This window comes from Thermostichus sp. OS-CIW-20 (genome assembly GCF_054061455.1).
Genome location: NZ_JBSSEF010000001.1, coordinates 100,214 through 123,445, shown reverse-complemented (window position 1 = coordinate 123,445; position 23,232 = coordinate 100,214). Strand labels below are relative to the sequence as shown.

Annotated in this window: 24 protein-coding genes; 16 read left to right on the top strand and 8 right to left on the bottom strand. The window is 62.4% G+C overall.

Features of this window, described 5'->3' with window-relative positions; all coding sequences use genetic code 11:
- Window positions 1–18: 18 nt before the first annotated feature.
- From ACVWXC_RS00565 to ispD, 3 genes are all read left to right on the top strand, one after another.
- A complete protein-coding gene (locus tag ACVWXC_RS00565) occupies window positions 19–357 on the top strand; it encodes a P-II family nitrogen regulator (RefSeq protein ID WP_414395514.1) in 339 nt (112 codons plus the stop codon).
- A 154-nt stretch (window positions 358–511) separates the two neighbouring features.
- A complete protein-coding gene (locus ACVWXC_RS00560) occupies window positions 512–1,918 on the top strand; it encodes an ammonium transporter (RefSeq protein ID WP_457391200.1) in 1,407 nt (468 codons plus the stop codon).
- A 149-nt stretch (window positions 1,919–2,067) separates the two neighbouring features.
- Window positions 2,068–2,775: a 2-C-methyl-D-erythritol 4-phosphate cytidylyltransferase gene (gene ispD / locus ACVWXC_RS00555; RefSeq protein WP_457391198.1), complete on the top strand. Its 708-nt coding sequence runs from the start codon at window positions 2,068–2,070 to the stop codon at window positions 2,773–2,775.
- Here the strand turns inward: ispD and ACVWXC_RS00550 are convergent.
- The 3 genes from ACVWXC_RS00550 to ACVWXC_RS00540 are packed head-to-tail and all read right to left on the bottom strand — an operon-like array spanning window position 2,772 to window position 4,191.
- Window positions 2,772–3,257 (bottom strand): MATE family efflux transporter, encoded by a 486-nt coding sequence (locus ACVWXC_RS00550; protein ID WP_457391196.1) that lies wholly within the window; start codon window positions 3,255–3,257, stop codon window positions 2,772–2,774. The two genes, ispD and ACVWXC_RS00550, sit on opposite strands and share 4 nt — an antisense overlap.
- A complete protein-coding gene (locus tag ACVWXC_RS00545; RefSeq protein WP_457391194.1) occupies window positions 3,200–3,682 on the bottom strand; it encodes an MATE family efflux transporter in 483 nt (160 codons plus the stop codon). The genes ACVWXC_RS00550 and ACVWXC_RS00545 overlap by 58 nt, the downstream gene beginning before the upstream one ends.
- The gene (locus ACVWXC_RS00540; protein WP_457391192.1) at window positions 3,679–4,191 is read right to left on the bottom strand and encodes an MATE family efflux transporter; all 513 of its coding nucleotides are present in this window, start codon (window positions 4,189–4,191) and stop codon (window positions 3,679–3,681) included. The genes ACVWXC_RS00545 and ACVWXC_RS00540 overlap by 4 nt, the downstream gene beginning before the upstream one ends.
- Window positions 4,192–4,354: 163 nt before the next feature.
- On the opposite strand from ACVWXC_RS00540, the gene cobM reads away from it, so the two are divergent.
- The 4 genes from cobM (at window position 4,355) to ACVWXC_RS00520 (ending at window position 6,817) form a co-directional block, all read left to right on the top strand.
- The gene (gene cobM, locus ACVWXC_RS00535) at window positions 4,355–5,149 is read left to right on the top strand and encodes a precorrin-4 C(11)-methyltransferase (protein WP_099835925.1); all 795 of its coding nucleotides are present in this window, start codon (window positions 4,355–4,357) and stop codon (window positions 5,147–5,149) included.
- A gap of 365 nt (window positions 5,150–5,514) precedes the next feature.
- Complete coding sequence (sufU, locus tag ACVWXC_RS00530) at window positions 5,515–6,003, top strand: Fe-S cluster assembly sulfur transfer protein SufU (protein ID WP_011430348.1); 489 nt, start codon at window positions 5,515–5,517, stop codon at window positions 6,001–6,003.
- A gap of 333 nt (window positions 6,004–6,336) precedes the next feature.
- Window positions 6,337–6,543 (top strand): hypothetical protein, encoded by a 207-nt coding sequence (locus ACVWXC_RS00525; protein ID WP_099834884.1) that lies wholly within the window; start codon window positions 6,337–6,339, stop codon window positions 6,541–6,543.
- Window positions 6,544–6,640: 97 nt separating this feature from the next.
- Complete coding sequence (locus tag ACVWXC_RS00520) at window positions 6,641–6,817, top strand: hypothetical protein (protein WP_240527365.1); 177 nt, start codon at window positions 6,641–6,643, stop codon at window positions 6,815–6,817.
- A 109-nt stretch (window positions 6,818–6,926) separates the two neighbouring features.
- Here ACVWXC_RS00520 and fba read toward each other — a convergent pair whose 3' ends face one another.
- Window positions 6,927–8,006, bottom strand: coding sequence for a class II fructose-bisphosphate aldolase (gene fba, locus ACVWXC_RS00515; RefSeq protein WP_011430345.1), 1,080 nt, complete (start codon window positions 8,004–8,006; stop codon window positions 6,927–6,929).
- A gap of 464 nt (window positions 8,007–8,470) precedes the next feature.
- Between fba and ACVWXC_RS00510 the strand changes: the two genes are divergently transcribed.
- From ACVWXC_RS00510 to ACVWXC_RS00495, 4 genes are all read left to right on the top strand, one after another.
- Entirely contained in the window at window positions 8,471–9,028 is a 558-nt protein-coding gene (locus ACVWXC_RS00510; protein WP_228375204.1) for a hypothetical protein, read from the top strand.
- A gap of 119 nt (window positions 9,029–9,147) precedes the next feature.
- Complete coding sequence (locus ACVWXC_RS00505; protein ID WP_011430342.1) at window positions 9,148–11,424, top strand: fused MFS/spermidine synthase; 2,277 nt, start codon at window positions 9,148–9,150, stop codon at window positions 11,422–11,424.
- Window positions 11,425–11,525: 101 nt separating this feature from the next.
- The gene (locus ACVWXC_RS00500; protein ID WP_457391265.1) at window positions 11,526–12,098 is read left to right on the top strand and encodes an NADPH-dependent FMN reductase; all 573 of its coding nucleotides are present in this window, start codon (window positions 11,526–11,528) and stop codon (window positions 12,096–12,098) included.
- A gap of 156 nt (window positions 12,099–12,254) precedes the next feature.
- The gene (locus ACVWXC_RS00495) at window positions 12,255–15,182 is read left to right on the top strand and encodes a GAF domain-containing sensor histidine kinase (protein WP_457391188.1); all 2,928 of its coding nucleotides are present in this window, start codon (window positions 12,255–12,257) and stop codon (window positions 15,180–15,182) included.
- Here ACVWXC_RS00495 and ACVWXC_RS00490 read toward each other — a convergent pair.
- The 4 genes from ACVWXC_RS00490 to ACVWXC_RS00475 all read right to left on the bottom strand — a co-directional run bounded on the left by ACVWXC_RS00490 (window position 15,120) and on the right by ACVWXC_RS00475 (window position 19,482).
- Complete coding sequence (locus tag ACVWXC_RS00490; protein WP_011430339.1) at window positions 15,120–16,082, bottom strand: energy-coupling factor transporter transmembrane component T family protein; 963 nt, start codon at window positions 16,080–16,082, stop codon at window positions 15,120–15,122. The genes ACVWXC_RS00495 and ACVWXC_RS00490 overlap by 63 nt on opposite strands.
- 63 nt (window positions 16,083–16,145) lie before the next feature.
- Window positions 16,146–18,167 carry an SH3 domain-containing protein gene (locus ACVWXC_RS00485; RefSeq protein WP_457391186.1) on the bottom strand — a complete coding sequence of 674 codons (2,022 nt, stop codon included), beginning with the start codon at window positions 18,165–18,167 and terminating at the stop codon, window positions 16,146–16,148.
- A gap of 65 nt (window positions 18,168–18,232) precedes the next feature.
- Window positions 18,233–18,727 (bottom strand): DUF427 domain-containing protein, encoded by a 495-nt coding sequence (locus tag ACVWXC_RS00480; RefSeq protein ID WP_011430337.1) that lies wholly within the window; start codon window positions 18,725–18,727, stop codon window positions 18,233–18,235.
- Window positions 18,728–18,756: 29 nt separating this feature from the next.
- A complete protein-coding gene (locus ACVWXC_RS00475; RefSeq protein WP_099812102.1) occupies window positions 18,757–19,482 on the bottom strand; it encodes a Crp/Fnr family transcriptional regulator in 726 nt (241 codons plus the stop codon).
- Between the two features lie 268 nt (window positions 19,483–19,750).
- Between ACVWXC_RS00475 and ACVWXC_RS00470 the strand changes: the two genes are divergently transcribed.
- The 5 genes from ACVWXC_RS00470 to ACVWXC_RS00450 are packed head-to-tail and all read left to right on the top strand — an operon-like array spanning window position 19,751 to window position 23,105.
- The gene (locus ACVWXC_RS00470; protein WP_011430335.1) at window positions 19,751–20,413 is read left to right on the top strand and encodes a sigma-70 family RNA polymerase sigma factor; all 663 of its coding nucleotides are present in this window, start codon (window positions 19,751–19,753) and stop codon (window positions 20,411–20,413) included.
- A 2-nt stretch (window positions 20,414–20,415) separates the two neighbouring features.
- Complete coding sequence (locus ACVWXC_RS00465; RefSeq protein ID WP_083759162.1) at window positions 20,416–20,976, top strand: anti-sigma factor family protein; 561 nt, start codon at window positions 20,416–20,418, stop codon at window positions 20,974–20,976.
- A 36-nt stretch (window positions 20,977–21,012) separates the two neighbouring features.
- On the top strand, window positions 21,013–21,630 hold the full coding sequence (locus ACVWXC_RS00460; RefSeq protein WP_011430333.1) for a hypothetical protein: 618 nt from the start codon (window positions 21,013–21,015) through the stop codon (window positions 21,628–21,630).
- A 51-nt stretch (window positions 21,631–21,681) separates the two neighbouring features.
- Window positions 21,682–21,996: a DUF3181 family protein gene (locus ACVWXC_RS00455; RefSeq protein WP_011430332.1), complete on the top strand. Its 315-nt coding sequence runs from the start codon at window positions 21,682–21,684 to the stop codon at window positions 21,994–21,996.
- The gene (locus tag ACVWXC_RS00450) at window positions 21,984–23,105 is read left to right on the top strand and encodes an S-layer homology domain-containing protein (protein ID WP_099883948.1); all 1,122 of its coding nucleotides are present in this window, start codon (window positions 21,984–21,986) and stop codon (window positions 23,103–23,105) included. Before ACVWXC_RS00455 ends, ACVWXC_RS00450 begins: the two co-directional genes overlap by 13 nt.
- Window positions 23,106–23,232 lie beyond the last annotated feature (127 nt).

Here is a 23,232-nt window from a genome sequence, read left to right as displayed (position 1 = left end):
CTGGGGCAGAGAAAGCAAATGAAGAAGATTGAAGCTATCATTCGGCCCTTCAAGCTTGATGAGGTGAAGGTAGCCCTGGTTAATGCCGGAATTGTCGGCATGACCGTAACCGAGGTGCGGGGGTTTGGTCGGCAGAAAGGACAGACTGAGCGCTATCGGGGATCCGAGTACACGGTAGAGTTCCTACAAAAGCTGAAAGTGGAGATCGTGGTCGAAGATGACCTGGTGGATACGGTGGTGGAGAAGCTGATTGCAGCGGCTCGCACTGGCGAAATTGGGGACGGCAAGATTTTCATCAGCCCCGTCGAAAAAACCATCCGCATCCGAACTGGCGAGCTCAACCAAGATGCCCTATGAGAACGAATCACGTTCAGGGTTTGGGTTGCCCGGCCTGAGCCTCGTGTGAGTTTGCTTCATGTCTCTTTTGCTGTATATCTGATGAGGTGTTCTTGCCCTACTTTTCGGGTAATGTGTTGCGAGAAGTACTGTCACTTTAGGTGAGTCGAAAAGCATGAGTACAACAATGATCCAAAAGCTCAAGAGCCAGGTGCCCCAGTGGCTTTGGCGACCGGCCAAGTGGAGTCTGACTGCCGCTCTAATGGCTGCGCTGGTTTTTCTATTCGGCCAGGGAACTGCCTTTGCTCAAGAGGCCGAGGAAGTTCAGAAACACGCTGACGTTGTTTGGACGATCGTGGCAGCAGCCTTGGTGTTCTTCATGCAGGCGGGGTTCGCCATGGTAGAGACGGGCTTTACCCGCGCCAAGAACGCCGCCAACATCATGATGAAGAACTTGATGGACTTCTGCATGGGCTGTTGCGCTTTCTGGTTCATTGGGTTTGGCCTCATGTTCGGCAAAAGTGGTGGCTTCTTCGGCACTGACTGGTTTGCTTTTGGCTGGCAGCAGGCTTACGAGGCAGATGGCTGGCCCTTTACTTTCTTTGTCTTCCAGATGGTGTTTGCCGCTACCGCCGCCACCATTGTTTCCGGAGCGATGGCAGAGCGCACCAAGTTCTTGGCCTACTTGATCTACTCCATCGTTATTTCTGGGCTAATCTACCCCATCTCTGGGGGTTGGGCCTGGAACGGGCTGTTCGGCGACTACAACGGCGGCACCAAGGGCTGGTTGGAAAACCTGGACTACATTGATTTCGCTGGATCGGGGGTGGTGCATTTGGTAGGCGGCGCTGCGGCCTTGGCAGGTGCGATTGCGCTTGGCCCTCGCATTGGCAAGTACGGCCCCAATGGAGAGCCGCGGGCTATTCCCGGCCACAACCTGCCGCTGGGGATGTTGGGGGTGTTTATCCTCGCCTTGGGCTGGATCGGGTTTAATGCCGGTTCCACCACTGCAGCCTCTGTCGATATTGGCTGGATTGCCATGAATACGCTGCTGGCAGCTTCGGCTGGAGCAATTGGGGCGATGTTCACCTCTTGGGTTCATTTTGGCAAGCCGGATATGACCTTTGCCGCCAACGGTGTCCTGGCCGGCTTGGTGGGGATCACTGCCCCTTGCGATAGCGTCCATCCTTTGGGTGCTCTGATCATCGGCTCGGTGGCCGGGATTCTGGTGGTGATTTCGGTGGTGATCCTGGATACGGTGCTGAAAATTGATGACCCGGTGGGCGCGATTTCGGTACACGGCACCTGTGGTATCTGGGGGGTGTTGGCAGCCGGGATCCCTTGGTTTGCCCACGCCAATTCAGGGGTTACCTGGGCACAGTTCGGCGTGCAGGTGGTGGGGGCTTTGGCCTATTTCTTCTGGCCCTTTATCACCTGCTTGATCCTGTTTTTGATCCTCAAGGCAACCGTTGGCCTGCGCACCAGCGCTGAAGAGGAGCTGGCCGGCTTGGATGTGGGCGAGCACGGCAACATAGCCTACCCCGACTTCGTTACTGCTGCCACCGAGGTGGAGGGAGCTTGAGCTTTTGCGCTCGGTTCGACGGGAGGCTGTCGGATCTGAGCGACACAGGACTGAAAATCAAGAGAGGGGGTCAGGTCTGGCCCTCTCTTTTGTGGCTTGTTGACCTCAAGCAGTACACTGGGATCCGGTTGAATGCGCTTTTGGATCCCATGCACCTTCTGATCCCGGCGGCTGGCAGCGGCAAGCGAATGGGAGCTGCGGTCAATAAGCTGTTGCTGCCGCTCTTGGGTCAGCCAATTTTGGCTTGGACGTTGCAGGCTGCGGATCGAGCCAGCTCCATCGAGTGGATCGGCATTCTCTCCCAACCCGGCGATTGGCCGGCCATCGAGCAGATCCTGGCGTCCATCGAGCTGGCCACGCCGGTGCAGCTTCTGCAAGGGGGGGCGACGCGGCAGGAGTCGGTTTACAGGGGGGTGGAGTATCTCTATGGGCGGGGAACGGTGGAGCGGGTATTGATTCACGATGGGGCCCGCTGCTTGGCCACCCCTGAATTGTTCGATCGCTGCAGCGCTGCCTTGGAGCAGGTGGACGGCTTGATTGCGGCGATCCCCGTCAAGGACACGATCAAGGTCACCGAGACCGGCCCCAAGGGGATCCAAATCCAATCGACACCGGAGCGCAGCCGACTGTGGGCAGCGCAAACGCCCCAGGGCTTTCGCCTGTCTTTGCTGTGGCAAGCCCATCGGGAGGCGCTGGCCCAGGGGTGGCAGGTAACCGATGACGCAGCCCTATTCGAGAAGCTGGGTTGGCCGGTTTACATCGTGGAAGGGGAGGAGTCTAACCTGAAGTTAACCACCCCCTGGGATCTGGTGCTGGCCGAGCAAATTCTCCAGCAGCGCCTTGAGCTGGCGCGCTAGCTCAACTCACTATGGCGATGGCCCTGACGCAGAGCCGCCTTTTGCCACACCCGACTGCGCCAGCGGCTGAGCAACAGGCCGGCCAAGCCGGCGACATAGATCAGCATGGCCAACCAGCCCCCCACAGCCCCCCATCCCAACCCCGGCAGGAAGGGGATCCAACTGTGGGAAAAGATCAGCATCTGCGCCAAAGGCAAGAAAAAGAGCCAGCTCATCCCGAGCATGATCGCCATGGGGGCCCGCACGTCTCCCGCGCCGCGCAGGGATCCCGCGGCAGAGAAGTTGATGCCATCGAAGAGAAACGAAACCGCGATGATCTGCAAAAGCCTCCCCCCCAACTCCACAATCGCCGCGGCGTTGGCATCTGTCCCGGCCACGAACAGGCCGAGCAAGGCTTCTCTAAAAAGCGCCAGCCCGCCGCCGATCACGGCCATGTACCGACCGTCCAGGCTATCACCGCATTCCCCAAGCGCATCGCCCAAGCCGGCTGCCCGGCGCCAACGGCCTGGCCCACCAGGACGGTTGCCGCCTGTTCCAAGCCGAGGGCCGGCAAATAGGCAAAGCGAGACAACATCAGACACAGGTGGGCCGTTGCCCCCTCCACAGCCCCCAACTGGCCCAGCAGCAACTGAAACACCGTGAAAGAGCTCATGTCCGCCAAAGCGTAGATCCCCATCGGCAGGCCCAGCCGCAGCAAGGGCCGCAGGGACTTGTGAGCCAAAAGCCAGGTTTGCCGCGTAGCGTAGTCGCGCTGGATCCAGGCCGAGAGAAACAGCAGCAGGTAAAGGGCCAGCTCCCCGTATTCCGACAGGATCGTGCCCCAGGCGGCTCCGGCAATCCCCCAGCCCAGGCCGAAAATGAACAGGGCATTGAGGATGCCGTTGAACAGCACGCTCCAGCCACTCACAGGGTGATCCAGGTGCAACCAATGCCGTTAAAAAAACCCGCCAAGGCAAAGCTGCCCAAGAGAGCGGATCCCCCCCAAACGCGAACTTGCCAATAATCTGCCGCTTGCTCCGCCACCCCCGCCGGCAGGGGCAGCCCTAAATACAGCAAGCTCCCCAACAGCGACAAGAGGCCACAAAGGGGCAATAGGCCCAACCCCAGCTCAACTCCCGACCAGGCATAGCGAGAGGCCCCCTTCGGATCTCCGCCGGCGTAGGTTTGCGCCACCAAGGTTTGCACTGCTCGCCCCAGACTCATGAAAGGGGTCAAGGCCACTTGGGTGGGCAACCAAGCGGCGTTCATCCCGGCCAAGGCTTGGCTGGAGATCTGGCCGATAAACCAGGTGTCGGTTATGCCCATCAGCGCCTGAATGCCAGCGCTGAGCGCCAAGGGCATCGCCAACCTCAGCACAACCCCATGATCCACCCCTGGGATCCCGCGGGCATCCAGCCGCTGCGCTACAACTCCCATGTCCTCCCTGCTCGCCCGTGGCACGCAAAAGCGCGCAACCCTCTGCCCAGGCAGCCTGTATTCTATTGTACTACACATAATACAGGCCAGGTCAAGGGACAGAGTCTGCAGGGGATCCCATCCTCGGGGGTAGCCCTCTGCTGCTAGGATGGGAAGAAACCCGATGAGCCAACCGACTTCGTCCTACTGGCCGGTGCACATTGTCGGCGCCGGCCCTGGGGATCCTGAGCTGATTACCCTGCGCGGCCAGAGAGTACTCTCAGAAGCAGATGTAGTATTCTATACCGGCTCTTTGGTGCCGGAGGGGCTGCTGGCCCATTGTCGCCCCGACGTGGAGGCCATCGACACGCGCTCCCTCACCTTGGAAACGCTGCTGCCCCAGATGGTGGAGCGGGTTAAGGCGGGGCGGCGGGTGGTGCGGCTGCAGGATGGGGATCCGTCTCTTTACGGCGCTCTGCACGAGTTGCTGATTCGGCTGGCGGAGGCCGGGATCCCCTTTGAGATCGTGCCGGGGGTGAGCGCCTTTCAACTGGCAGCCGCCCGTTTGCAGGTGGAGCTAACGGTGCCGGAGCTGGTGCAGACGGTCATCCTCACCCGCGCCAGCGGTCGGACGCGCGTGCCGGAAGCAGAAGCCCTGGCCAGCCTGGCGGCCCACCGCGCCTCTTTGTGTCTGTATCTGAGCGCCCGCCATGTGGAACAGGCCCAGGCGGATCTAATGACCCACTATCCCGCCGATACCCCTGTGGCCATCTGCTACCGTCTGGGCTGGCCGGACGAGCGGATCTGGCTGGGATCCCTGGCGGAGATGGCGGCCCTCACCCGGCAAGCCGGCCTAGAGCGCACCGTGCTCTACCTCATCAGTCCCGCCCTACGGGGCTTGGCAGGAGCCGGCTCGGCCCGCTCGCGGCTCTACAGCCCTGACCACGCCCACCTCTTCCGTCCCAAACGGCACCGTTAGACTCTACTGCAACTGGCTTTTTTAGGACTTGCCTTGGAGGCCCCCGGCCTCTCGCAGCTACTTTGGGCACCTGGGCGTGTTGCCCTGCTGGTCAGCGAAAAAGGCCGCCAGCCCCCGCCCAAGACCTACCCTGCTGCCGGTGGAGGGAGCAGGTTCCGGCAGAACTGGGCGGGGCAGCCGTCGAAATCCACCCGCTTGATCTGGGAGATGAGGAGGCCCTGCCTTGCCCCGCCGTTGCAGCCCAGAGAACAGGGTTAAGATTAAGTTAGTTAGCTTGGGCCTAGCCAGATTGGCCGGAAGGAGCCGTAGCCCCTGGAGGGTGGGGATAGGGCTCTGGCCCAAGCAGCGACCAAGCGGGAACGACAATGCCTCTCGACAACCTGCGCGGACTTTATCAGCAAGTCATCCTGGAACGCTACAGAAAGCCCCGCAACTTCGGCAGGGTCGATCCGGTTCATCGTCGCCAACGCGGCCATAACCCCTCCTGTGGCGACACCATCGACCTCACCTTGCAATTGGATCCCGGCCAGGAGCGGATTGCCGATATCAAATTTGAGGGAGAGGGCTGCGCCATTGCCCTGGCTTCTGCCGATCTTATGGCCGATGCCGTGCGCGGGCGCACCATCCCCGAAGCGCTGCAGTTGGTCGAGCGCTTCCAGGCCATGATGCGCGGCGGCGAAGAGTTTCCGCGGGAGTACCGCTCCCTCAATGCCATGAAGGGAGTTGCCCAGTTCCCGGTACGCATCAAGTGCGCCAACCTGGCCTGGCATGCCCTCAAACACGCCCTGGAATCGCCCGCACCCAGTGGATCCCCGGACAACCCAGGTTTTGTGAGCAACGAAGACGCCGACTAGGTTCCGACCTCCGGGCGGCAATGGAGGGGATCCCTGTAATCCAGAGAACTCCTGGGATCAGGGATGCCCAGGCTGCCTCTTTGCTCGGCTGGGAGCCAATGACCTCACCAGCAAGCCCTTCAACGCCGCCACCCTGGCCGCCGCAACCGCGGCTCTGCTGAGCTGGGATCCCTGAACTCACCCCACAGCTCCGTGGGATCCCCGCCGCTATCCGCCAAATGGCGTAGAAAAATCCTAGAAATCGCGTACGTGGATTCTCGGTGTTTTCCGTTTTTTTACGGATATTTGGGCTATGATGGGGACGTAAACGTTGGAAATGCGGAGGAAATACAGATGCAAGCTGGTGTAGATCTAACGCTAGATTACCGTACTTACCGCTTGGCGGCGTTGCTGAGCGAGCACTTTCCCATGGGGGAGCTACTGGGGGTTTCCCTCAAGTGGCAGGACGATGCTTCTGCTGTAGACAAGCTGCAGACTGAGGTCGCCCGTTCCTGGAGGGAGCAGATCGAGCAGCGCTATCTCGTTCCTCGGCACAAGTAATCGGGAACTCTCGAACGAACCCTCTCAAACGGAAACGACCCTGAATGCCTCTTTGAATTCTCTCCCTGTTGCTCCGGCCCTTAGTATCGAAGCAATCGTGGAGCAAGTTTTCCGCAGCGGCTTTCTCAGTTTGCAGCAAGAAAACCTCATCAACGAGCTGCTCTTTCAGCGGCGCTACTCTGAGGCCGACTTGGAAATGCTGGATCGCCTGACTTTGGCGTTGCTGAACCAGCAAGTCGAAGCGGACAAACCTTCTGTAGCAAAAGCTGCCTGACCGGCAAAACGCATCAAGTTCCTCCAAAGCAAAAGGGGATCCACAAAGGATCCCCTCACCTGTCGATATTGAGTTAGAACCTTTGGGCTGCAGCGGCTGGGTGTGAGGGCTAGACCGCAACCGTCTTCTTCACCTGAGCCGCCAAAGCGCCAGAAGCATACTTGGCCGCCATCTCGTCCAGGGTAACCACCGGGACTTTGGTGCCGTGGCCGGCACAGCCGAAGGCGATGTAGCGCTCGGCGCACACTTTTTGCATTTCCTTGATAGAAGGCTTGAGGAAAGAGCGGGGATCAAAGTCCTTCGGATTCTCGGCCAGGGCCCGGCGCACCGCAGCCGTGATGGCCAGACGGTTGTCGGTGTCGATGTTAACTTTGCGCACTCCGTTTTTGATGCCCCGCTGAATTTCTTCCAGCGGCACACCGTAGGTTTCGGGAATGGAGCCGCCGTACTGGTTGATGATGTCGATGAGCTCCTTGGGCACCGACGAGGAACCGTGCATCACCAGGTGGGTGTTGGGCAGGCGGCGGTGGATCTCGGCGATGCGCTCCATGTCGAGAATGTCGCCCGTGGGCTTGCGGGAGAACTTGTAGGCGCCGTGGCTGGTGCCGATGGCCACAGCCAGCGCATCCACTTGGGTTTGCTCCACAAAGTCCACGGCTTGATCCGGATCGGTGAGCAGTTGGTCGTGGCTGAGGGCCCCTTCAGCGCCGTGGCCATCTTCTGCTTCCCCGCGGCCTGTCTCCAGGGATCCCAGGCAGCCCAGTTCTCCTTCCACGCTCACGCCGACAGCGTGGGCCACCTTCACCACCTCGGCAGTAACGGCCACGTTGTACTCATAGCTGGCCGGCGTTTTGGCGTCTTCTTTGAGGGAGCCATCCATCATGACGCTGGTGAAGCCGTTGCGGATGGCGGAGTAGCAGGTGGCGGGGCTGTTGCCGTGGTCTTGGTGCATGGCGACGGGAATGTGGGGATAGGTTTCCACTGCCGCCAGGATCAGGTGGCGCAAAAAGTGCTCGCCCGCATACTTGCGCGCCCCTCGAGAGGCTTGCAGGATGACTGGACTGTTGGTTTCATGGGCAGCTTGCATGATTGCTTGAATCTGCTCCATGTTGTTAACGTTGAAAGCCGGAATGCCGTAGTCATGTTCGGCGGCATGATCCAGCAGGATCCGCATGGGAACGAGAGCCATCGGTTACCTCCTGAGGTGCTGACCTGATGCGTGTGAGATTTGCTTACCGTTAATCTTAAGGTATCTTTTACGTTTTGCGGGATGTGACCCCGGAGATTTGGGGATTTCGCCAAAGCCTCCTTGCCACTATTGGCCGCAATGCTCGCGCTGAGGCGCAACGATCCCGCTGCGCTCTCCAGATACACTAGACATGGGTAGAGCGGGGTGCGCTCCGAGGTAAACGTCGCCTTGTCTACGCCCGCCTGTTAACTTCTAGCTTTTTGTGGACATTATTTTCGCCTTTCGTTTTGCATTTTGTCTTGTTTGTCCGGAGGATTGAGAAGGTGCATTGTAATCCGTGGCCAATCCTGGGCGCGAGCTGGGGAAGGACTTTGTCGGGCCGGGGTAGAAGACTGCGTCCCGACGACGCGAAAGGACTCCGTCCCGCTGACGCAATCGGTTTGGCCATAGCCTGCTGGGCAGTGGTGGGCCTTCCATCGGCGGCATGGGGGATCCCTGGGCAATCGCCGGATCAAGCGGCGGCCTGGGTGAGAAATAATCCTGTGCTGCGGCCCCGCCCGGGCGAAACCTTGAACATTCACCGCGTGGAGCCGGATGGATCCCGATTTACCTTTTTGGCCTCGGTGGCCCCGCCGGGCCGGATCATCAACCCGCTGGATCGGGAGACGATTCGCTCGGAGCGCATGACCTTCTTTCGCCCGCAAGGGCTGACGGCAGAGGATCTTTTCCAAGCCATTCGCGAGATCTACGGGCCGGAGATCGCCGCCGATTTGGATCGGGCGGTGGAGGTGATCCGCTACCCGGCCCCTGAAGCCTTGGCCAACAATCCCGGCTACAGTCTTGCCCTGGCCACCCAAGGCGTGGTGCTGCGGGGGGATCAGTTTGTCTATTGGCTGGAGCTAACACAAAACCCGGATGGCCGCGTGCAGCAGGGCCAGGTGTGGGTGTTCCAAGAAGAATGGCTACCCAAGGTGGAAGGGGAGTTGGCCGAACGCTTTCCCCTACAGGTGATGAGCCGCTGAGCTGGGTTTGCAACTTCCCTTGGGCGGGCGGAGGTTCGCGGCTGCTGGGATCCGCCCCTGAATCCAGCACCGGCATCCAAGCTTCTTAGAACTGACAGCCAGGGGTTGGGGGCACGGTTGTGGTTTTGCTGGTTGGCCTCACGTTGTTCGGCAGCGCCTTTTGCCTTTTTTGGGGGCAGTTGTTGGTGGGCAAATTGCTGCTGCCGCTCTGGGGGGGATCCCCCCTGGTTTGGAATACCTGCCTGGTCTTTTTCCAGCTCGCTTTGCTGCTGGGCTACCTGTGGGCAGACCGGCTGGGGCGAGGGCTCGCTCCCGGCTGGGGCGTGCTGCTGCACGGGATCCTCCTGCTGGCGGGGCTGAAGTTTTTGCCCTTTCAGTTTGGGATCCCTGGCCAACTGGAAGGGGTCTTCCCTTCCCTAGCTCTGTTGGCTGACTTGACAGCAAGGGCGGGAGTACCCTTGCTTCTCCTGTCGGGGACGACGCCGTTGCTGCAGCGGGCGCTGGGAGAGGCGAAAAGGGATCCCTACGGGCTCTACGTGGCCAGCAATGCCGGCAGCCTAGCGGGGCTGCTGGGCTATCCGCTGCTCTTGGAGCCGCGGTTGTCTCTGTCGGGGCAAACCCACCTGTGGACGGGATCCTACGCTCTGGTCGCAGCGCTGGTGCTGCTGGGTGGGGTGGGGCTCATGCTGAACGGGCGGGAGGTGACTTTCCCGAGGGGAGATCCCGTGGAGGAGATCCCCCCCGTCTCCTGGCGGGAGCGTTGGCGCTGGGCCGGCTGGGCCTTTTTGCCGGCGGGCCTGTTGGTGGCGGCCACCACCCTCTTGACCACCGACGTGGCGGCGGTGCCCCTGCTGTGGGCCGTTCCCCTGAGCCTTTACCTCATGACCTTCATACTGGCCTTCGGCGGCCTCTACCCCAATGACTTGGCTTTAGGGACAACGGCTCTGCTGGCCTGTGGAGCGCTAGGGGCCCAGGTTCTGGGCTGGGCGAGACCTTGGTTTTGGGTGTTGCCGCTACATCTGGGGGCTTTTGGCCTGGTGAGCTGGGCCTGTCACAGTCAGTTGGCCAGATCCCGTCCACCCGCCCAGCAGTTGACGCAGTTTTACCTGTGGCTGGCTGTGGGAGGCAGCTTGGGAGGGCTGTTCTCCGCTTTGCTGGCGCCGCAGATGTTTGAGACCTTACTGGAGTACCCCCTGCTCTTGGGGGTGTCGCTGGCGGCCTTAGCGGCACGGGGAGGGCGGCTGGGCCTGTCGCTAGGGCTGGGGTTGCTCTTGCCTTTGTTGCTGTTGGGCTTTCGTCCTCAGGCGCTCTTTCGCCTTGGAGCCGCTGGGGGCTTGGCTCTGGGGATGGCCCTTCTGGGGTCTGTAGGAGAAGGCAGCAGAAGGCGCTGGGTGGGAACAGGGATGGGTCTAGTGTTGCTGCTAGGACAAACCTGGCTGCCGCCGGGGCTCCAGGTGGTGGCCGAGGAGCGCAGCGCCTTTGGCCTCCACCGGATTGTGGAATACCACGCTGAGGACGGATCCTTCCGCAGCCTGCTCCACGGCACCACCCTGCACGGCAGCCAAAACCTGGATCCCCAAAAGGCCCTGGAGCCGCTCACCTATTTTTCCCGCGAGGGGCCGGTGGGTCAGGTGTTCCAGCGGTGGCGGGCGCAGCCGCCCTCTTCTCCGGCCCAGGTGGCGGTGCTGGGGCTGGGGATCGGCACCTTGGCCGCCTACGCCGAGCCAGGGGATGAGTGGACGTTTTTCGAGTTGGATCCCACCGTGGCCGACTGGGCGGGCCGCTACTTCCCCTATCTCGATTGGGCCAGCCGGCGGGCGCAGGTGCGGGTGATCTTGGGCGATGCCCGGCTCCGCCTGCAAGGGATCCCCGATGGCAGCTACGACCTGATGGTGATAGATGCCTTCAGCTCCGACGCCGTGCCGGTGCATCTGCTTACCCAGGAGGCCCTGACCCTCTACCTCCGCAAGCTCAAGCCCCAGGGCTGGCTGCTCTTTAACATCACCAACCGCCACCTGGACTTGGCGCCAGTGCTGGCCGCCTTGGCAAGAGCATTGCGGCTTCCCGCCTGGCAGCAAGCCCATGAAGAGCTCACCGCCGCCCAGCGCCGGGCAGGGCTAGCCCCTTCCCACTGGGTGCTGATGGCCAAAAGCCCTGGTGGCCGGCAAGACTGGGATCCCTGGCAGCCCCTTTTGCCCCAAGCTGGGGATCCCCTCTGGCGAGATGATTTTTCCAACCTGCTACATGTAATCCGCTGGCCCCAGCTTCCCCTGCTGGGAGATATCCAGATCCCAGCTCCGAAGCAGAATCCGGCTGTTATCGCTGCGCGACGCTTCGGCAATGCGTCAGCCTTATTCAGCAAGACGGCTAAAGAAATCTTTACAATGCAGATTTAGTATGAGTTATGATTGTTTGAAGCATAACTAATGTCTGCTCAGGAGCCTGGCTTATGTCTCCTTCAACCCTGCAAGCCCCTACTGTCGATTGGCAAGCCGTCATGGCTGAAGCCTCTGGAGCTTGTTTCGTGGCCATCGGCGGCAGCTTGCGGCCCAATTCTTTGACTTATCAGGCGCTAGAGGTGGTGCGGCGCGAGTTTGAGAGGTTGAGGCTTCTCTTGCACATCCTCGACCTGCGGCAAATGAAGTTGCCCTTTGCCGATGGTTCGAAATCCTACCCGGACTATCCCGACGTGGAGGTTTTGCGGGCAACAATGAAGCGGGCCGATGGGATCATCCTGGCTAGCCCTGAGTACCACGGCGGCATCAGCGGCAGCCTGAAGAATGCTCTCGATCTCTTGAGCTTTGAACACTTAGAGGGCAAGGTCTTCGGGCTGATCAGCGTTTTGGGCGGTGAGAGCAACAGCAATACCCTCAACCAGATGCGTTTAATTGTGCGGTGGGTGCATGGCTGGGCGATCCCGGAGCAGATTGCCATTGGTCGGGCTTGGAGCGCCTTCGATGAGCAGGGCAACCTCAAGGACGAAAACCTACGCCAGCGCTTGCAACGCTTTGTGCAGAGCTTGGTCACCAACACCTCCAAACTGCGCGGGTCCCGGCTCCCAGCTCCTTGAAAAGGGCCTAGGTTCCCCAGCAGCCCCATTTTCAAGAGGGGCTTCCCCTTTCCTGGGAGAGGGGCTGAAGCCCAAGTAACGGCATGGCTAAGGTGGGCCAAGAGAAAGCTGCGGCCGCTTTCCCTCTGCAGAAACCTGCATAACCCACGTCGGGCCATGGTTCAACCTCCTTCCCCCTATTCTTCCAGTGGAGCTGGCGCCATCTCTCCCCTAGTTGCCCTACAGGCAACCTTGCAACAGATGCGGGAGCAGAGCGATGCCAATGCCCTCATTCAGCTCACGCTGGAGTATGTCAAGGCGGTGTTTGGGGCGCCGCTGATCTGGCTGGCCTTTTATGACTATCAAAATCACCAGTTGCTGGGTCAGGGAGGGTTTAGCCTTGTGGAGGAGCCAACTCTCTTGCGAGGGGTGCATCCCCTGCAGCCGGGGGAGATCTTGGAGCAGGTGGTGATCGAGCAGCGGCCCATCAGCGTGCCCGATCTTTCCCAGGAGCCGCGCATGGGCCTTTGGCAGCGGGAAGCCAGGCGCCTGGGCGGGATCCAAGGCTGCTTCATCTACCCCTTTTCAGCAGCAGGGCGGCGGCGCTGCCTGGGGATCCTGATGCTGGGATCCCAGATGTGGGGGGTTACCACCCGCGAGGAAGAGAAAGCGCTCCTGGGGATTTTGCTGGGCCAGTTGGCCGCCTCTTTGCAGGAGCTGGAAAATGCCTGGAGGCAGCAGAGCGAAAAACGCTTTGAGGATTCGCTCCTGAGGCTGGGAACGGCGATATGCCAGGCGGGATCCCTGCAGGAACGGGTCAGCCTGGTGAGGCAGGAGCTGCAGACTTGCCTGGGCGCCGTCCATATCCAGGTGTACTGGCACGAGCGCAGCCGGGGGCGGTTTGTTCCCCATGGAAGCGCCTCTAGACCCAGCCAGCCACCTACTCCTGCCCCCATGTCCAAAGAGGCCAAAGCAGGAGCAGCGTCGCCAGGAGATGGCGGCCTTTCGCTGCGGGAGTTGGGAGATATGTACTACACCCTCGCCGATGGCCAGGTGGTGGTAGGCGGCACAGGGACGACCCGCTCCGAGATCCCCCTCAAGCTGATGCAGCAGTTGCGGGCCCAGGCGGCCTTGGCCGCCCCCATCTTGCTGGAGAAAGATCTGCTGGGGTTCATTTGGGTGCAATCGGATGTGCCCCGCACCTGGCAAGCTGTGGAGCGCCAGTTGGTGGCTGCCGCCGCCAGTGGGCTGGCCTTAGCCGCCCCCCTGGAAAATCTGGATCGCCGCATCCGCCAGTTGGCCGACGAGCAAGAGTTTGTGCAGCAGGTGGGCCGTTCGCTTTACAACCCGGCGGAGCTGCCGCAGGCTCTCCAGCAAGCCGTCGTCGGCCTGGGCCAGCGTCTGCAAGCCAGTGCGGTGGCCGTCCTGACAGTGGATCCCGATAGGCCGAACCCCCGCCTCTTCTCCGAGTACCGCAGCGAGGGCAAGCAGGCTCTGCCGCCGCAGTTCAGCTCCTTAAGCGAGCAAGACTGGCAGGATCTGCTGCGCAGCGAGGTGGTGGCGGCGGAAAACTACGACCAGGATCTGCGCCTGCTCTCCTGGCGGCAAGAACTGGCCCCTTTGGGGGTGCGCTCCCTCATGCTGACTCATACCGGCGCCAGCGGCACTGCCACCCCCGAAGGGCTGATCCTAGTGCTCCACCCGCGGCCAAGGGCTTGGAGCCGAGAAGAACGGCAACTGCTGCGCGGGACTGCCCAACAAGTGGGATTGCTCCTGCGGCAACTTCGGTCTCAGCAACGGCAGGAACGGCAAGAGCACTTGCTCAGCGGCCTGATCGCCACTTGTCTGACTTTGCAAAACCTGGCCACCCCTGAGGCTCTCTACGCCACCATCGCCCAACAGGCGGCCCAACTCCTCCAGATCCCTTTGGCGCTGGTGGTCAGTTGGCAGCCGGGGGAGAGCCGGGCCTGCTTGCAGCCGCCCTTTGCCGCTGCCCCCGAGTTCTGCCCCAGCGGCCCCACTGAGATCAATCGGCAGGATCCCTTGCTGGCCGCTGTGCTGCAGGCGAGGGGTCCCCTCCCGCTTGCCCAAGACCAGATCCCGGCTGCCAGCCGCGCCTGGTTAAACTCGGTGGGCCTGGGATCCTGGCTGCTGGTGCCCTTGGGGGAGACGGATCCCTCGTTGCCGGAGCCCCTGGGGGTTTTGATCCTGGGAGCAGAGGCGGACAGAGTCTGGGAGGCAGAGGAGCAGGCGGCTGTGACGTTGATGGCCCAAACCTGTGGCTGGACGCTGCGGCGCTTGCTTTGGGTGCAAACTTTGCAGGAGCGGCAGGAGGTGCTCAGCGAGTTGAATTGGTACAAGCACCGCCGCCTGCTGGATCTGCAAAATGCCCTGCTGGACGGCCTGCGCCGCCTTGGCCAAGTGCCGGGCATCCGGGGAGATGAGGCCACCCGCTGGCAAAAGGTGGTGGAAATCGGCAGGGAGCTGCGGGATCTGGCCGTCTTCGCCGAGCCGCTGTTGCAGACGGAAACGTGGCAGGTGCAGCCGCAGTTGCTGTCGGTGCCCCTAGCAACCTTGGTGCGCAAAAGCCTGCGCCGAGTGGAGGGCCTGACCCAAAAACGCAAGCTGTGGCCGCGCGCCCACGGCGACCTCAGCCTCGTCGTCCAGGGCGATGTCGGGCGATTGGAGATGATCCTCTGGGAAGTGCTGCTGGCCGCTGCCTTGCGCAGCCCGGAGGGGGGGCGGCTGGATCTGTGGAGCCAAGCCACAGAGGGCTATGCAGAGCTGCTGGTGGTGGATCAGGGCAGCTTCGATCCCCACCTGCTGACGGCCTTGCAATGGGATCCGCAACAGGTCATCTACGCCGATCCCCTCTTCCAATCGCCGCTCTCGGCGAGCCCCGGCCTGGAACTTGGCCTGTGCCAACGGCTACTGCAGCGGATGGGAGGGCAGCTCTCCTTCTATTCCTCTGGGGATGGGCGCTCCGTTGCCCGGCTGCTCCTGCCGCTGGCTGGCAAGGAACTGCGTCCCCCGGCCGTAGCCTCAGGGGGACAAGGCCCTCAGCAGCCAAAACAGGGGCAGCAGGGCCAGCGCCCCGCGATCTAGCTGCCGCAGGTGTAGGCGGTGCCAGCGCAAGGGGTGGTCGGGGCCGGTCAGCCCACGCGCCTGCATGGCCATGGCTGTCTGCTCTGCCCGCAGGAGCAGGTTTTCAAAAAAGCGCTCCACCAGAGCCAGCAGGGTTTGGATCCCGCCCCGGAAGCTGAGGGATCCCCAGCGGACATCGCGGGTGCGCACCGCCCGCACCAGGTTTTGCACCTCCTCCATCACCAGCGGCAGAAAGCGCAGCGCCAAGGTGAGAGTGAGGATCACCTCCGCAACTGGCCATCCCCAGCGTTTTAGAGGCTGCACCAGGTGGCCGATCCCCTCTGTGATCTCTTCTGGGGCTGTGGTCAGCAAAAACAAATTGGTGGCGTAGAGCAGCGTAAAGATGAGGGTGCCCAGCCGCAAAGCCACCGACAGGGAACGGCGGGACACCTGAAAGGTTCGCTCCCCTAGGGAAACCTGCAGCAAGCGGTAGCGGTAGGGAGTCGGCCAGGCACGGGTTTGCTCCCGCCAGGCCCGCTTGGCTGCTGCGCGGGATCCCTCTTCCACCCCCCCGTCATAGCCGGGGATGAGCCCATAGCCCACCACCTGCGCGTCCTGCCGCTGCGGCTGCGGGAAAACCCCCAACCCATCGGGAGCGAAGCTGGTGATCCCAAAAGTGAGCAGGCTGAGGGCTAACACCAGCGAGAGCTGGCCCGACCAGACCCGACGCGGCAGGCGGGCTGCCACCGTCAAGAACAACAGAACCGCCACCACGGCCAGGCGCCAGCCATTGCCAGCCAAAATTGGGCTGAGCAGAAAGCTGAGCAGCCAGGCCAGCTTCACGCGCGGATCGAGGCGGTGCAGCCAGGTGCGCGGCTCTTCCAGGTAGATTCCCAGCGGGGCATTGCGCAGAATATCCACTGCAGGCAAACGGGAGACAGGTTATCCCCCAAAAGGAGAACGGAAGCTGGCAGCAGGAAAGGCTTAGAGTCGCTCCACCAGACGGGTTGAGCCGGATTGGGCAGCGACCCATCCCCCTGGGGCCCCCTCTCGCTCAACGCGCAACCAGACAGGCACCTGTCCTTCGCCAGCCTGCACCTCTACCACCCGCAGCAAAGCTTGGCGCGGGGCGGCCCCGACGATAGCCCCAGTCAGGCTGGGCTGCTGGCGAATGTTAATGCCCTCATTGGCAATCACCCGCACCTGTCGCACACCCCGCCACTCGGCCAGAGGGCCGGTCAATTCAGGCTCAGGCGTGGGTTCTGGCTGGCCCGGAGCGTCGATGGCAACCGGCGGCTGCTCCAGTTGCACCTGGGGCTGCTCCAGCGGCGGCGCTGGCGGCGTGAACAGGCTCCTCAGCATCTGCCAGATCACCAGCAGGGAGAGGATGCCCACGCCGACCACTCCGGCCAAGCCGATGCCGAGGGGAATGGCAGGGCGCTCACCCCGACCACGGCGGGATCCCAGGCGGCTGCGGCGGTAACGCTCCACCTCCTGCGATCCCCACTCGTGGGCGTGTGGGATCCCTTCCTCGAAGGGGGGCTTGGCCGGCCCCTCGCCGCGCCGGTAGGCGGGCAAATCGGACATACGCGGGGGCTCTGGAGGAGGCGCTGTCCCTCCCCGCGGAAAGGGGGCGGGCGGGCGAGGCGATTCTTGTGTTTGCTCAGTTAGGCGTGGGCCACCCACCATAGCAGGCAAATGGGGTGCGGGGTGGAAAGATGGGGGAGATAGCGTCCCCGCCGGCGAGCTCTCGCGACTGGGCATCTCGTCCAGGTAAGCCTGAACCTGGGGGTTGTCGAAGTAAGCTTGCAAGGTTGCTTGGGCAGTTTCCAGGCCGCGAAACTCTGGGAACACCTCCTCTTGAAACCACCTTTCTGTGAAGCGGCACAGACCCGGCAGATGGTCAGGGGAGCCGGCGGAGTGTTCTTCGATAAACTGCAGGGCCTCTGTTTCTTGGCTGGAGCGCAGATGGTCAAGCGCCTCCTCGGTCTGCCCCAGCAACAGGCTGCAGATGGCCTGCTCCAGATGGACATCCTGCCGCTGGGCCAGGCGGGCCAAGTAGCCGCGGGCACGCCGCACCAAGGCCGGACGTTTTTCCAGATAGCCTGCTGCCAGCAACACCTGCACGGCCAAGTAGGCGGCCACCAGCGAGGGACGCTCGGCCTCTCGCTCAAACAGCTCCTGCTGTTCTTGGAGAGTAAGGTGACGGCGCACCCGCTGGATGAAGCGCAAGAAATCTTCTGTGCTGAGGCCAGAGCCATCCTGCCCACTTCCTTCAATGCCACCCCGCTCGTCCAGCATGGCTTTCAGGAGGGCAAGCCCTTGCTGCCGCGCCAGGACAGGATCGGCAAGCGCCTCTTTGCCGATTTGGGCGGGGGTGCTAGTCTCAAGGCTGAGGAGCTGCAAAATGCGGTAGGGACGCAGCTTGCCCAGATCAAGGCGGAGCTCTGCTTGCAGCTGCGGAAAAGCCTGATACTCCTCCAGCTCCGCCAGGCCCGCCTGCAGAGAGCGCGCCGCCTCTTCGTAGGATCCCTGTTGCCAGGCTTCCCGGCCCAGCTCCAACCGGGCGATGGCCCGCGCCAAAATGGCGTCAGAACGGGCAGGGTGGCCCTGCTCCAGCATCTGTTGAGCCAAATCTAAGGCCGCTTGGTACTCTCCGACTTCGCAATACAAACACAGCACTCCTGGCAAGAGGGGCTCTTCCACCGTCAGGGTGGGATCCGCCGGTGTCAGGTGTTCGTCGTAGTTTTGTCGCGCCTCTGGGTTAAGCAACACCGAGGCTGCCTCTTGAATAAGCTGAGCGCGAGCTTCCACGGCCTGCGGCGAAAACCCCAGCAGCCAAGAGCGCTCGCCCGGCTTGGGATCGAGCCGCTCTCGGTAGGCCTGCTCGATCTGATGCTCGTCCGCCCGTGGTGACAGCATCAAAACCCGGTAGTAGTCGAGGGGCACCCGCACCGTCATGGCTTTTGTCCGCTTTCCTGCTCGCGTCAAGGCGTCTTTGGACACCTGACCCCTATCGACTTAACTGTAGTCCTTTTCCTCGGCAAAAGGGATCCCCTCTTGCCTAGAGCCTACCAGTCCCAGCTCCCCGGCTCCCCCTTGAAGGGGCCTACGACCTTGGAGGTAATCCAGCCGCCGTAGAAATCTCCCGGCTGGGGCCGGACTCGTTCTCCATCCACCCGGCACTCCTGCACGCGGCCCGCATAAAAAGCGAGGTGGTCGCGGATGGGCCAAAACTCCGGGCTGGGATCCGGATAGCTCCAGGCGGCATCCACGGCCACCTGGGATCCAACTTGCACCGTCCAGTAGCGGGCAGATCCTTTGAACTCGCAGAAGGAGGTGCGGGCGCTGGGGCGGAGATACTCCAGCCGCACATCGGCGGGGGGGATGTAGTAGGTGGGCGGGTGGCTGGTTTCCAGGATGCGGTAGCAGCGGCAGCTGTGGGCGATGAGCTCGCCATTAAAGAAAACTTCCACCCGCTCGGCGGTTGGCTCCAGGCGGGGCGGGCGCGGGTAGTCCCAGACGGATTCTTGTCCGGGCCGGGGCGGGATGGGCCGGGGGCGCATGGGCAGTCTCCAAAACAGGACGGATGCACCTAGAGCAGGCGGGTGGCCTCTACCAGTTTGGCGTACTGCACCAGCAGCAGAGACTGGTGCTCCGGCAACACCTGAATCACCCCTTGCTGTTGCAGGCGGCCCAGCACCGCCGCCGCTACCTCCCGGCTGACCTGGCTGATATCGGCCAAATCCTGGAGGGGAGGGTAAACAATGCGCACGCCCTGCTCGGTTTTCTCGCCAAAGGCCTCTGCCAGTTGTACCAGCGCATGCACCACCCGCAGCGGGGGGCTTTGTCGATCCAGATCGGCCTGCAAATTGGCCAGGCGCAGGCGGCGGGAGAGGCTGCAAGCCAGGCGATAACACAGGTGCGGCTCCTGCAGCATCAGCGCCTTGAAGGTGGCCGCCGGGATCCCGGCCGCCCGCAGCGGGGTCAGGGCCAGCACATCCCGCGAGCGGGGGGCTTCGTCCAGCACCGCCATTTCCCCCACCCAAGCGCCCGGCCCGAGCAAAGCCAGGGTTTGGGCGCTGTCTTGTGTCCCTTCTGCTGTGCGAATCCCCACAGACCGCCGCACCTTGGCCCAGCCAGAGAGGATCAAATAAACGACGTTGCCCCAGGCATCCTGCATCAAGAGCGCCTGTCCTGCCGCAATATCCCGCAGCTTCACCTGGGATCCCAACCATTGCAGAGAGGCTGCTGAGAGTTGGGCCAGCGTCGGCACCGCCTTGAGCTCGGAGAGGAGGGCAGCAGAGACATCAGAATTCATGTCGGTTGACCCTAGCGCAAGCCCACTGTAGCCCAGTCGCCGGCTCAAGGGCTATCCTGCAGAGTGTTCGCCCTAGGTCGGGTCCCCTGCCCCAAAATCCGAGAGCTTGTAGCCGCTGCGGCCTCTGGAACCTTTGCAGCTGCCTTGAGTTTGGGGAGTGGGGGCCGAGCGGGAGGAACTCAAACTGCGCCATTATCGTCTAGCTAACAGAGGTTCTGCTTGGGAGGGGATCCCTCCGTCGTTGTCCTTCGATAATCTATGGGTACCTATGGATGCTGCCCTCAGCGACATCAGTGGCCAGCGCTGGTCGGTCTGGGTGAAGGACGTGCCTGTGCGGCCCGAAAAGCTCGCTGACGTGGATCTGGTGCTGCTCTGCCAGCAGGGATCCCGGCCCCACCGCGAGGCCTTCGCTGAGCTGATACGCCGTCACCAGGCCTATGTGGACAAGGTGCTCTACCACCTGGCCCCCGACTGGCCTGACCGGCACGACCTGGCCCAGGAAGTCTGGATCCGGGCCTACCGCCACCTAAAGCGGCTGCAGGAGCCGGCGAAGTTTCGCAGTTGGTTGGGGCGGATTGCCACCAACCTGTTCTATGACGAGCTGCGCAAGCGCAAACGGCAGCAGCAGCCCCTTTCTTTGGATGCCCCGATTTCGATGCGGGACAGTGAGGTGGAATGGGAGCTGCCCAGCGAGAGCCCTAGCCCCCATGAGCACCTCACCACCTGCGAGTTTTACGAGCAATTGCACCAAGCCGTCCGCGACCTGCCTCAGGTTTTTCGCCAGACAATCCTGCTGCGGGAAATTCAGGGGATGGCCTACGAGGAAATTGCCGAGATCACAGGAGTGTCTTTGGGCACCGTTAAGTCTCGCATTGCCCGCGCCCGCGCCCGCTTACAATCCACCCTAAAACCCTACCTCGATGGTGAATGACCATGGTTCGCGGCAACCTTAACCCCGACCGCGAGGACTCCCAGCCAGAACTGCCGCTGGTGGAGGAGCGCTTTGAACAGTTGAGCGCCTACCTGGATGGGGAATTGTCGCCCCAAGAGGCGCGGCAGGTGGAAGACTGGCTGGCCAGCGATCCCCAAGCGCGGCAACTGTACAGCCAACTGGCAGCCTTGCAGGCCGGCTTGGCCAACCTCAAGGCCCCAACTTTGGATCCTGGCCAAACAGAGCTGCTGATCAGCCGCGTGTTCGAGGAGCTGGACCGCAGGCCGGCGCTCGATCTGAGCTGGCGGCGGTGCAGGGGCACCCCTTGGGGACGGGTGGCAGCGGCTGGGGTGGCCTTGGCGGGAGCCGGCTGGGCGGGCTGGCGTTGGTCGCATCCCCAGCCGTTGGTGTCGCTAGAGGAGCCGCCGGTGCGGGTGGCCATCGTGCCTGCCTCTGCCCGGGTTGCCCAGCGCTATCTGTTCGAGCCGGGGCAAAAACAAGATGCCTACTCAATTTTGTTTGAGACAACGCCGAACCTCGGCGACGAGGTGAGCTGGGAATGATTCTGAGCAGGCTTGAGAAAGATTGAGGAGTGGAGGGTGGAAAAAGCTGTTCGCGGAGCTTGCGGTTTGGCAGTTTGCCTTTGGCTAGTTAGTCTGGGATCCTTGTCGGCCCAGGCTGACCCCAGTGGCAGCCATTTCGCAGCGCCGCAGGACTCACGTCCTTATCCCCATGCCCTGGAGCCCACCAACCTGCCCTCACCCAGATCCCGTCTCACCCAACCGCTGGCCGGCTCTCAGGCTTCCACCCCCGCCCAAAACCAACCGGCCTCTCCCGAGATAGAGCTATCGCCTTTTCCCGATTTCCCCCTCCTTAAGGAGTTGGATCCGCCCCTCCCCACCTTGGCCGACCTGGGCATTCATTGGGATCGCCTGGCTCTGCTGCCCGACCTCGAGCTGGCCGAGGAAATGGATAGGGAGTTCAGCCGCCGCTTGGCCCGCCTGAACCGGCAGATTGCCAACCAACAAGAGCGCCTCTACCGCCTGTTGCAAACCTGGGACTCTGACGAGGCCGATATCCGTCAAATTCAGGCCCAACTGAGCCAGTTGCGCACAGAACGGGATCGCCTGGCGCTGGAACACCTGTTGCTGCTGCGGCAGTTGCAAGAGAACTTCGCCCTGCCTCTACCGGCCCGCTCTGCCGCCAGCTCTCCCTGAGGTGGGCCCAAGTTATGATCGGCAGAGGGCAACCACTGACGGAGCTGAGCGATGGCCCAAGTGCCCAGCAACCCAGAGATCGAGCAGTTGGCCGCTGCCATTGGCGAGGAAGTTTACATCGATGTAGCCCGCTGGCACCTCTACCTGCGGGATGCCCATCTGCACACCCTCTTGGCAGAACAACTGGCCCCCCAGGTGAGGGCAGGCAAGGTGGATGAGGACGCGGTCACGGAGATCTTGCAACGGATCCCGGTAAAAGTGGGGGGTGGGCGCAAAGAATTGCCCCTGGCGGATCTGTTGCCGATGCAAAGCCTGCTGAACTTGTTGGATGTGCTGGAGGAGTTCAGCCGCAAATGGGCTCAGTAGAGGGGGAGAAAGCATTGCAGCATCAGCTCAATCGGCTCAAGCAGTCTAGGCGGTCGCTGCCTCCAGCCGGCACCTGGCTCAGGGCCGCTGGTTTTGCCTTGCTGCTGGGGCTGTTGTCGGCCTGTCAGGGAACCGAGTGGGGAGAGCGGCTGCAAAGAGCGGTGCGACCGGTGGGCCTGCCTCCCCCTCTCTCCGCCGACCGACCGGAGACGCCCACGCCTCTGCCGGGATCCCGCTCCCCCTCTGCTCCTGCCACCCCCCCTGCTTCCTTCACGCCCCCGCCCAGCCAGGTCAGCAGCCGTTTCACGGATCTGGAGCCCGGATCCCTGGTGGCCCGTGCTGTCTCTGATCTGGATCGGCTGGGTGTCTTTGCCGATATTGTTGGCAGTGAGTTTCAGCCGCAGCGTAGCGTTCGTCGCGGCGAATTTGCCCGCTGGTTGGTGCTGGCCAACAACGCCATTCACGCCGACCAGCCCAGCCGCCAAATCCGTTTGGGATCCGCTGGCGAGCGCCCCTTGTTTTTGGATGTGCCGGAGGAGGATCCCAACTTTCGCTACATCCAGGCCCTGGGAGCTGCCGGCCTGGTGGTCGGCGATGCCAACCGCGAGTTCCGCCCCAACAGCCTGCTGTCGCGGGCAGAGCTGATCCGCATGAAGGCACCTCTGGATTTGCCGCCCGGCCAGATCAAGGGATCCCGAGCAGAGCTGGAGGAGCGTTGGGGCTTTACCGATGCGGCCCAGATCCCCGACGAGGCCGTTGCCCCCCTGGTGGCGGATCGCAGCCTGGAGAATGCCTCCACGGTGTTGCGCACCTTCGGCCCCATCCGCACGTTTAACCCCTTTGAGCCGGTCAGCCGCGGGGAAGCGGCGATTGCCCTTTCGGCCTTTGGGGAGCGAACGGCTCAGGAAGCTGCCTTGCCAACCCCAACTCCCGCAGCCGAGCCCCCCGACCCTGAGCCTTCTCCTCCTGTTGCCGAGCCAGACCAGACCCCTTCCCCTCCTCCCACCCCTGAGGGCGACCCCTCTCCCAGCGCCACTGGCAACTCTAAACCTCCAGCCGTCACCCCAGGGGCAGGGGAAATTGTGACGCCGCGCGAGCCTCAGCCCTAAATTGAGGGCGATCCCAGCGTAGAAGCGGAGAGGGCCGCAGCGCTTAACCCCCTCTCCTGCTTCGCCCCCCTGAGGCTGGATTGCAAAAGGACCAACCCCCTGGCTGCTCTTGTTGTTGGCGGCGGAA

Excerpts from the sequence above, each read along its gene's own strand:
- cobM (WP_099835925.1), top strand. The coding sequence starts at position 4,355 with ATGAGCCAACCGACTTCGTCCTACTGGCCGGTGCACATTGTCGGCGCC.
- ACVWXC_RS00495 (WP_457391188.1), top strand. The coding sequence starts at position 12,255 with ATGGTTCAACCTCCTTCCCCCTATTCTTCCAGTGGAGCTGGCGCCATC.
- ACVWXC_RS00500 (WP_457391265.1), top strand. The coding sequence starts at position 11,526 with ATGGCTGAAGCCTCTGGAGCTTGTTTCGTGGCCATCGGCGGCAGCTTG.
- ACVWXC_RS00455 (WP_011430332.1), top strand. The coding sequence starts at position 21,682 with ATGGCCCAAGTGCCCAGCAACCCAGAGATCGAGCAGTTGGCCGCTGCC.
- ACVWXC_RS00540 (WP_457391192.1), bottom strand. The coding sequence starts at position 4,191 with ATGGGAGTTGTAGCGCAGCGGCTGGATGCCCGCGGGATCCCAGGGGTG.
- ACVWXC_RS00470 (WP_011430335.1), top strand. The coding sequence starts at position 19,751 with ATGGATGCTGCCCTCAGCGACATCAGTGGCCAGCGCTGGTCGGTCTGG.
- ACVWXC_RS00525 (WP_099834884.1), top strand. The coding sequence starts at position 6,337 with ATGCAAGCTGGTGTAGATCTAACGCTAGATTACCGTACTTACCGCTTG.
- ispD (WP_457391198.1), top strand. The coding sequence starts at position 2,068 with ATGCACCTTCTGATCCCGGCGGCTGGCAGCGGCAAGCGAATGGGAGCT.
- ACVWXC_RS00480 (WP_011430337.1), bottom strand. The coding sequence starts at position 18,727 with ATGCGCCCCCGGCCCATCCCGCCCCGGCCCGGACAAGAATCCGTCTGG.
- ACVWXC_RS00560 (WP_457391200.1), top strand. The coding sequence starts at position 512 with ATGAGTACAACAATGATCCAAAAGCTCAAGAGCCAGGTGCCCCAGTGG.
- ACVWXC_RS00465 (WP_083759162.1), top strand. The coding sequence starts at position 20,416 with ATGGTTCGCGGCAACCTTAACCCCGACCGCGAGGACTCCCAGCCAGAA.
- fba (WP_011430345.1), bottom strand. The coding sequence starts at position 8,006 with ATGGCTCTCGTTCCCATGCGGATCCTGCTGGATCATGCCGCCGAACAT.
- ACVWXC_RS00475 (WP_099812102.1), bottom strand. The coding sequence starts at position 19,482 with ATGAATTCTGATGTCTCTGCTGCCCTCCTCTCCGAGCTCAAGGCGGTG.
- ACVWXC_RS00565 (WP_414395514.1), top strand. The coding sequence starts at position 19 with ATGAAGAAGATTGAAGCTATCATTCGGCCCTTCAAGCTTGATGAGGTG.
- ACVWXC_RS00450 (WP_099883948.1), top strand. The coding sequence starts at position 21,984 with ATGGGCTCAGTAGAGGGGGAGAAAGCATTGCAGCATCAGCTCAATCGG.
- sufU (WP_011430348.1), top strand. The coding sequence starts at position 5,515 with ATGCCTCTCGACAACCTGCGCGGACTTTATCAGCAAGTCATCCTGGAA.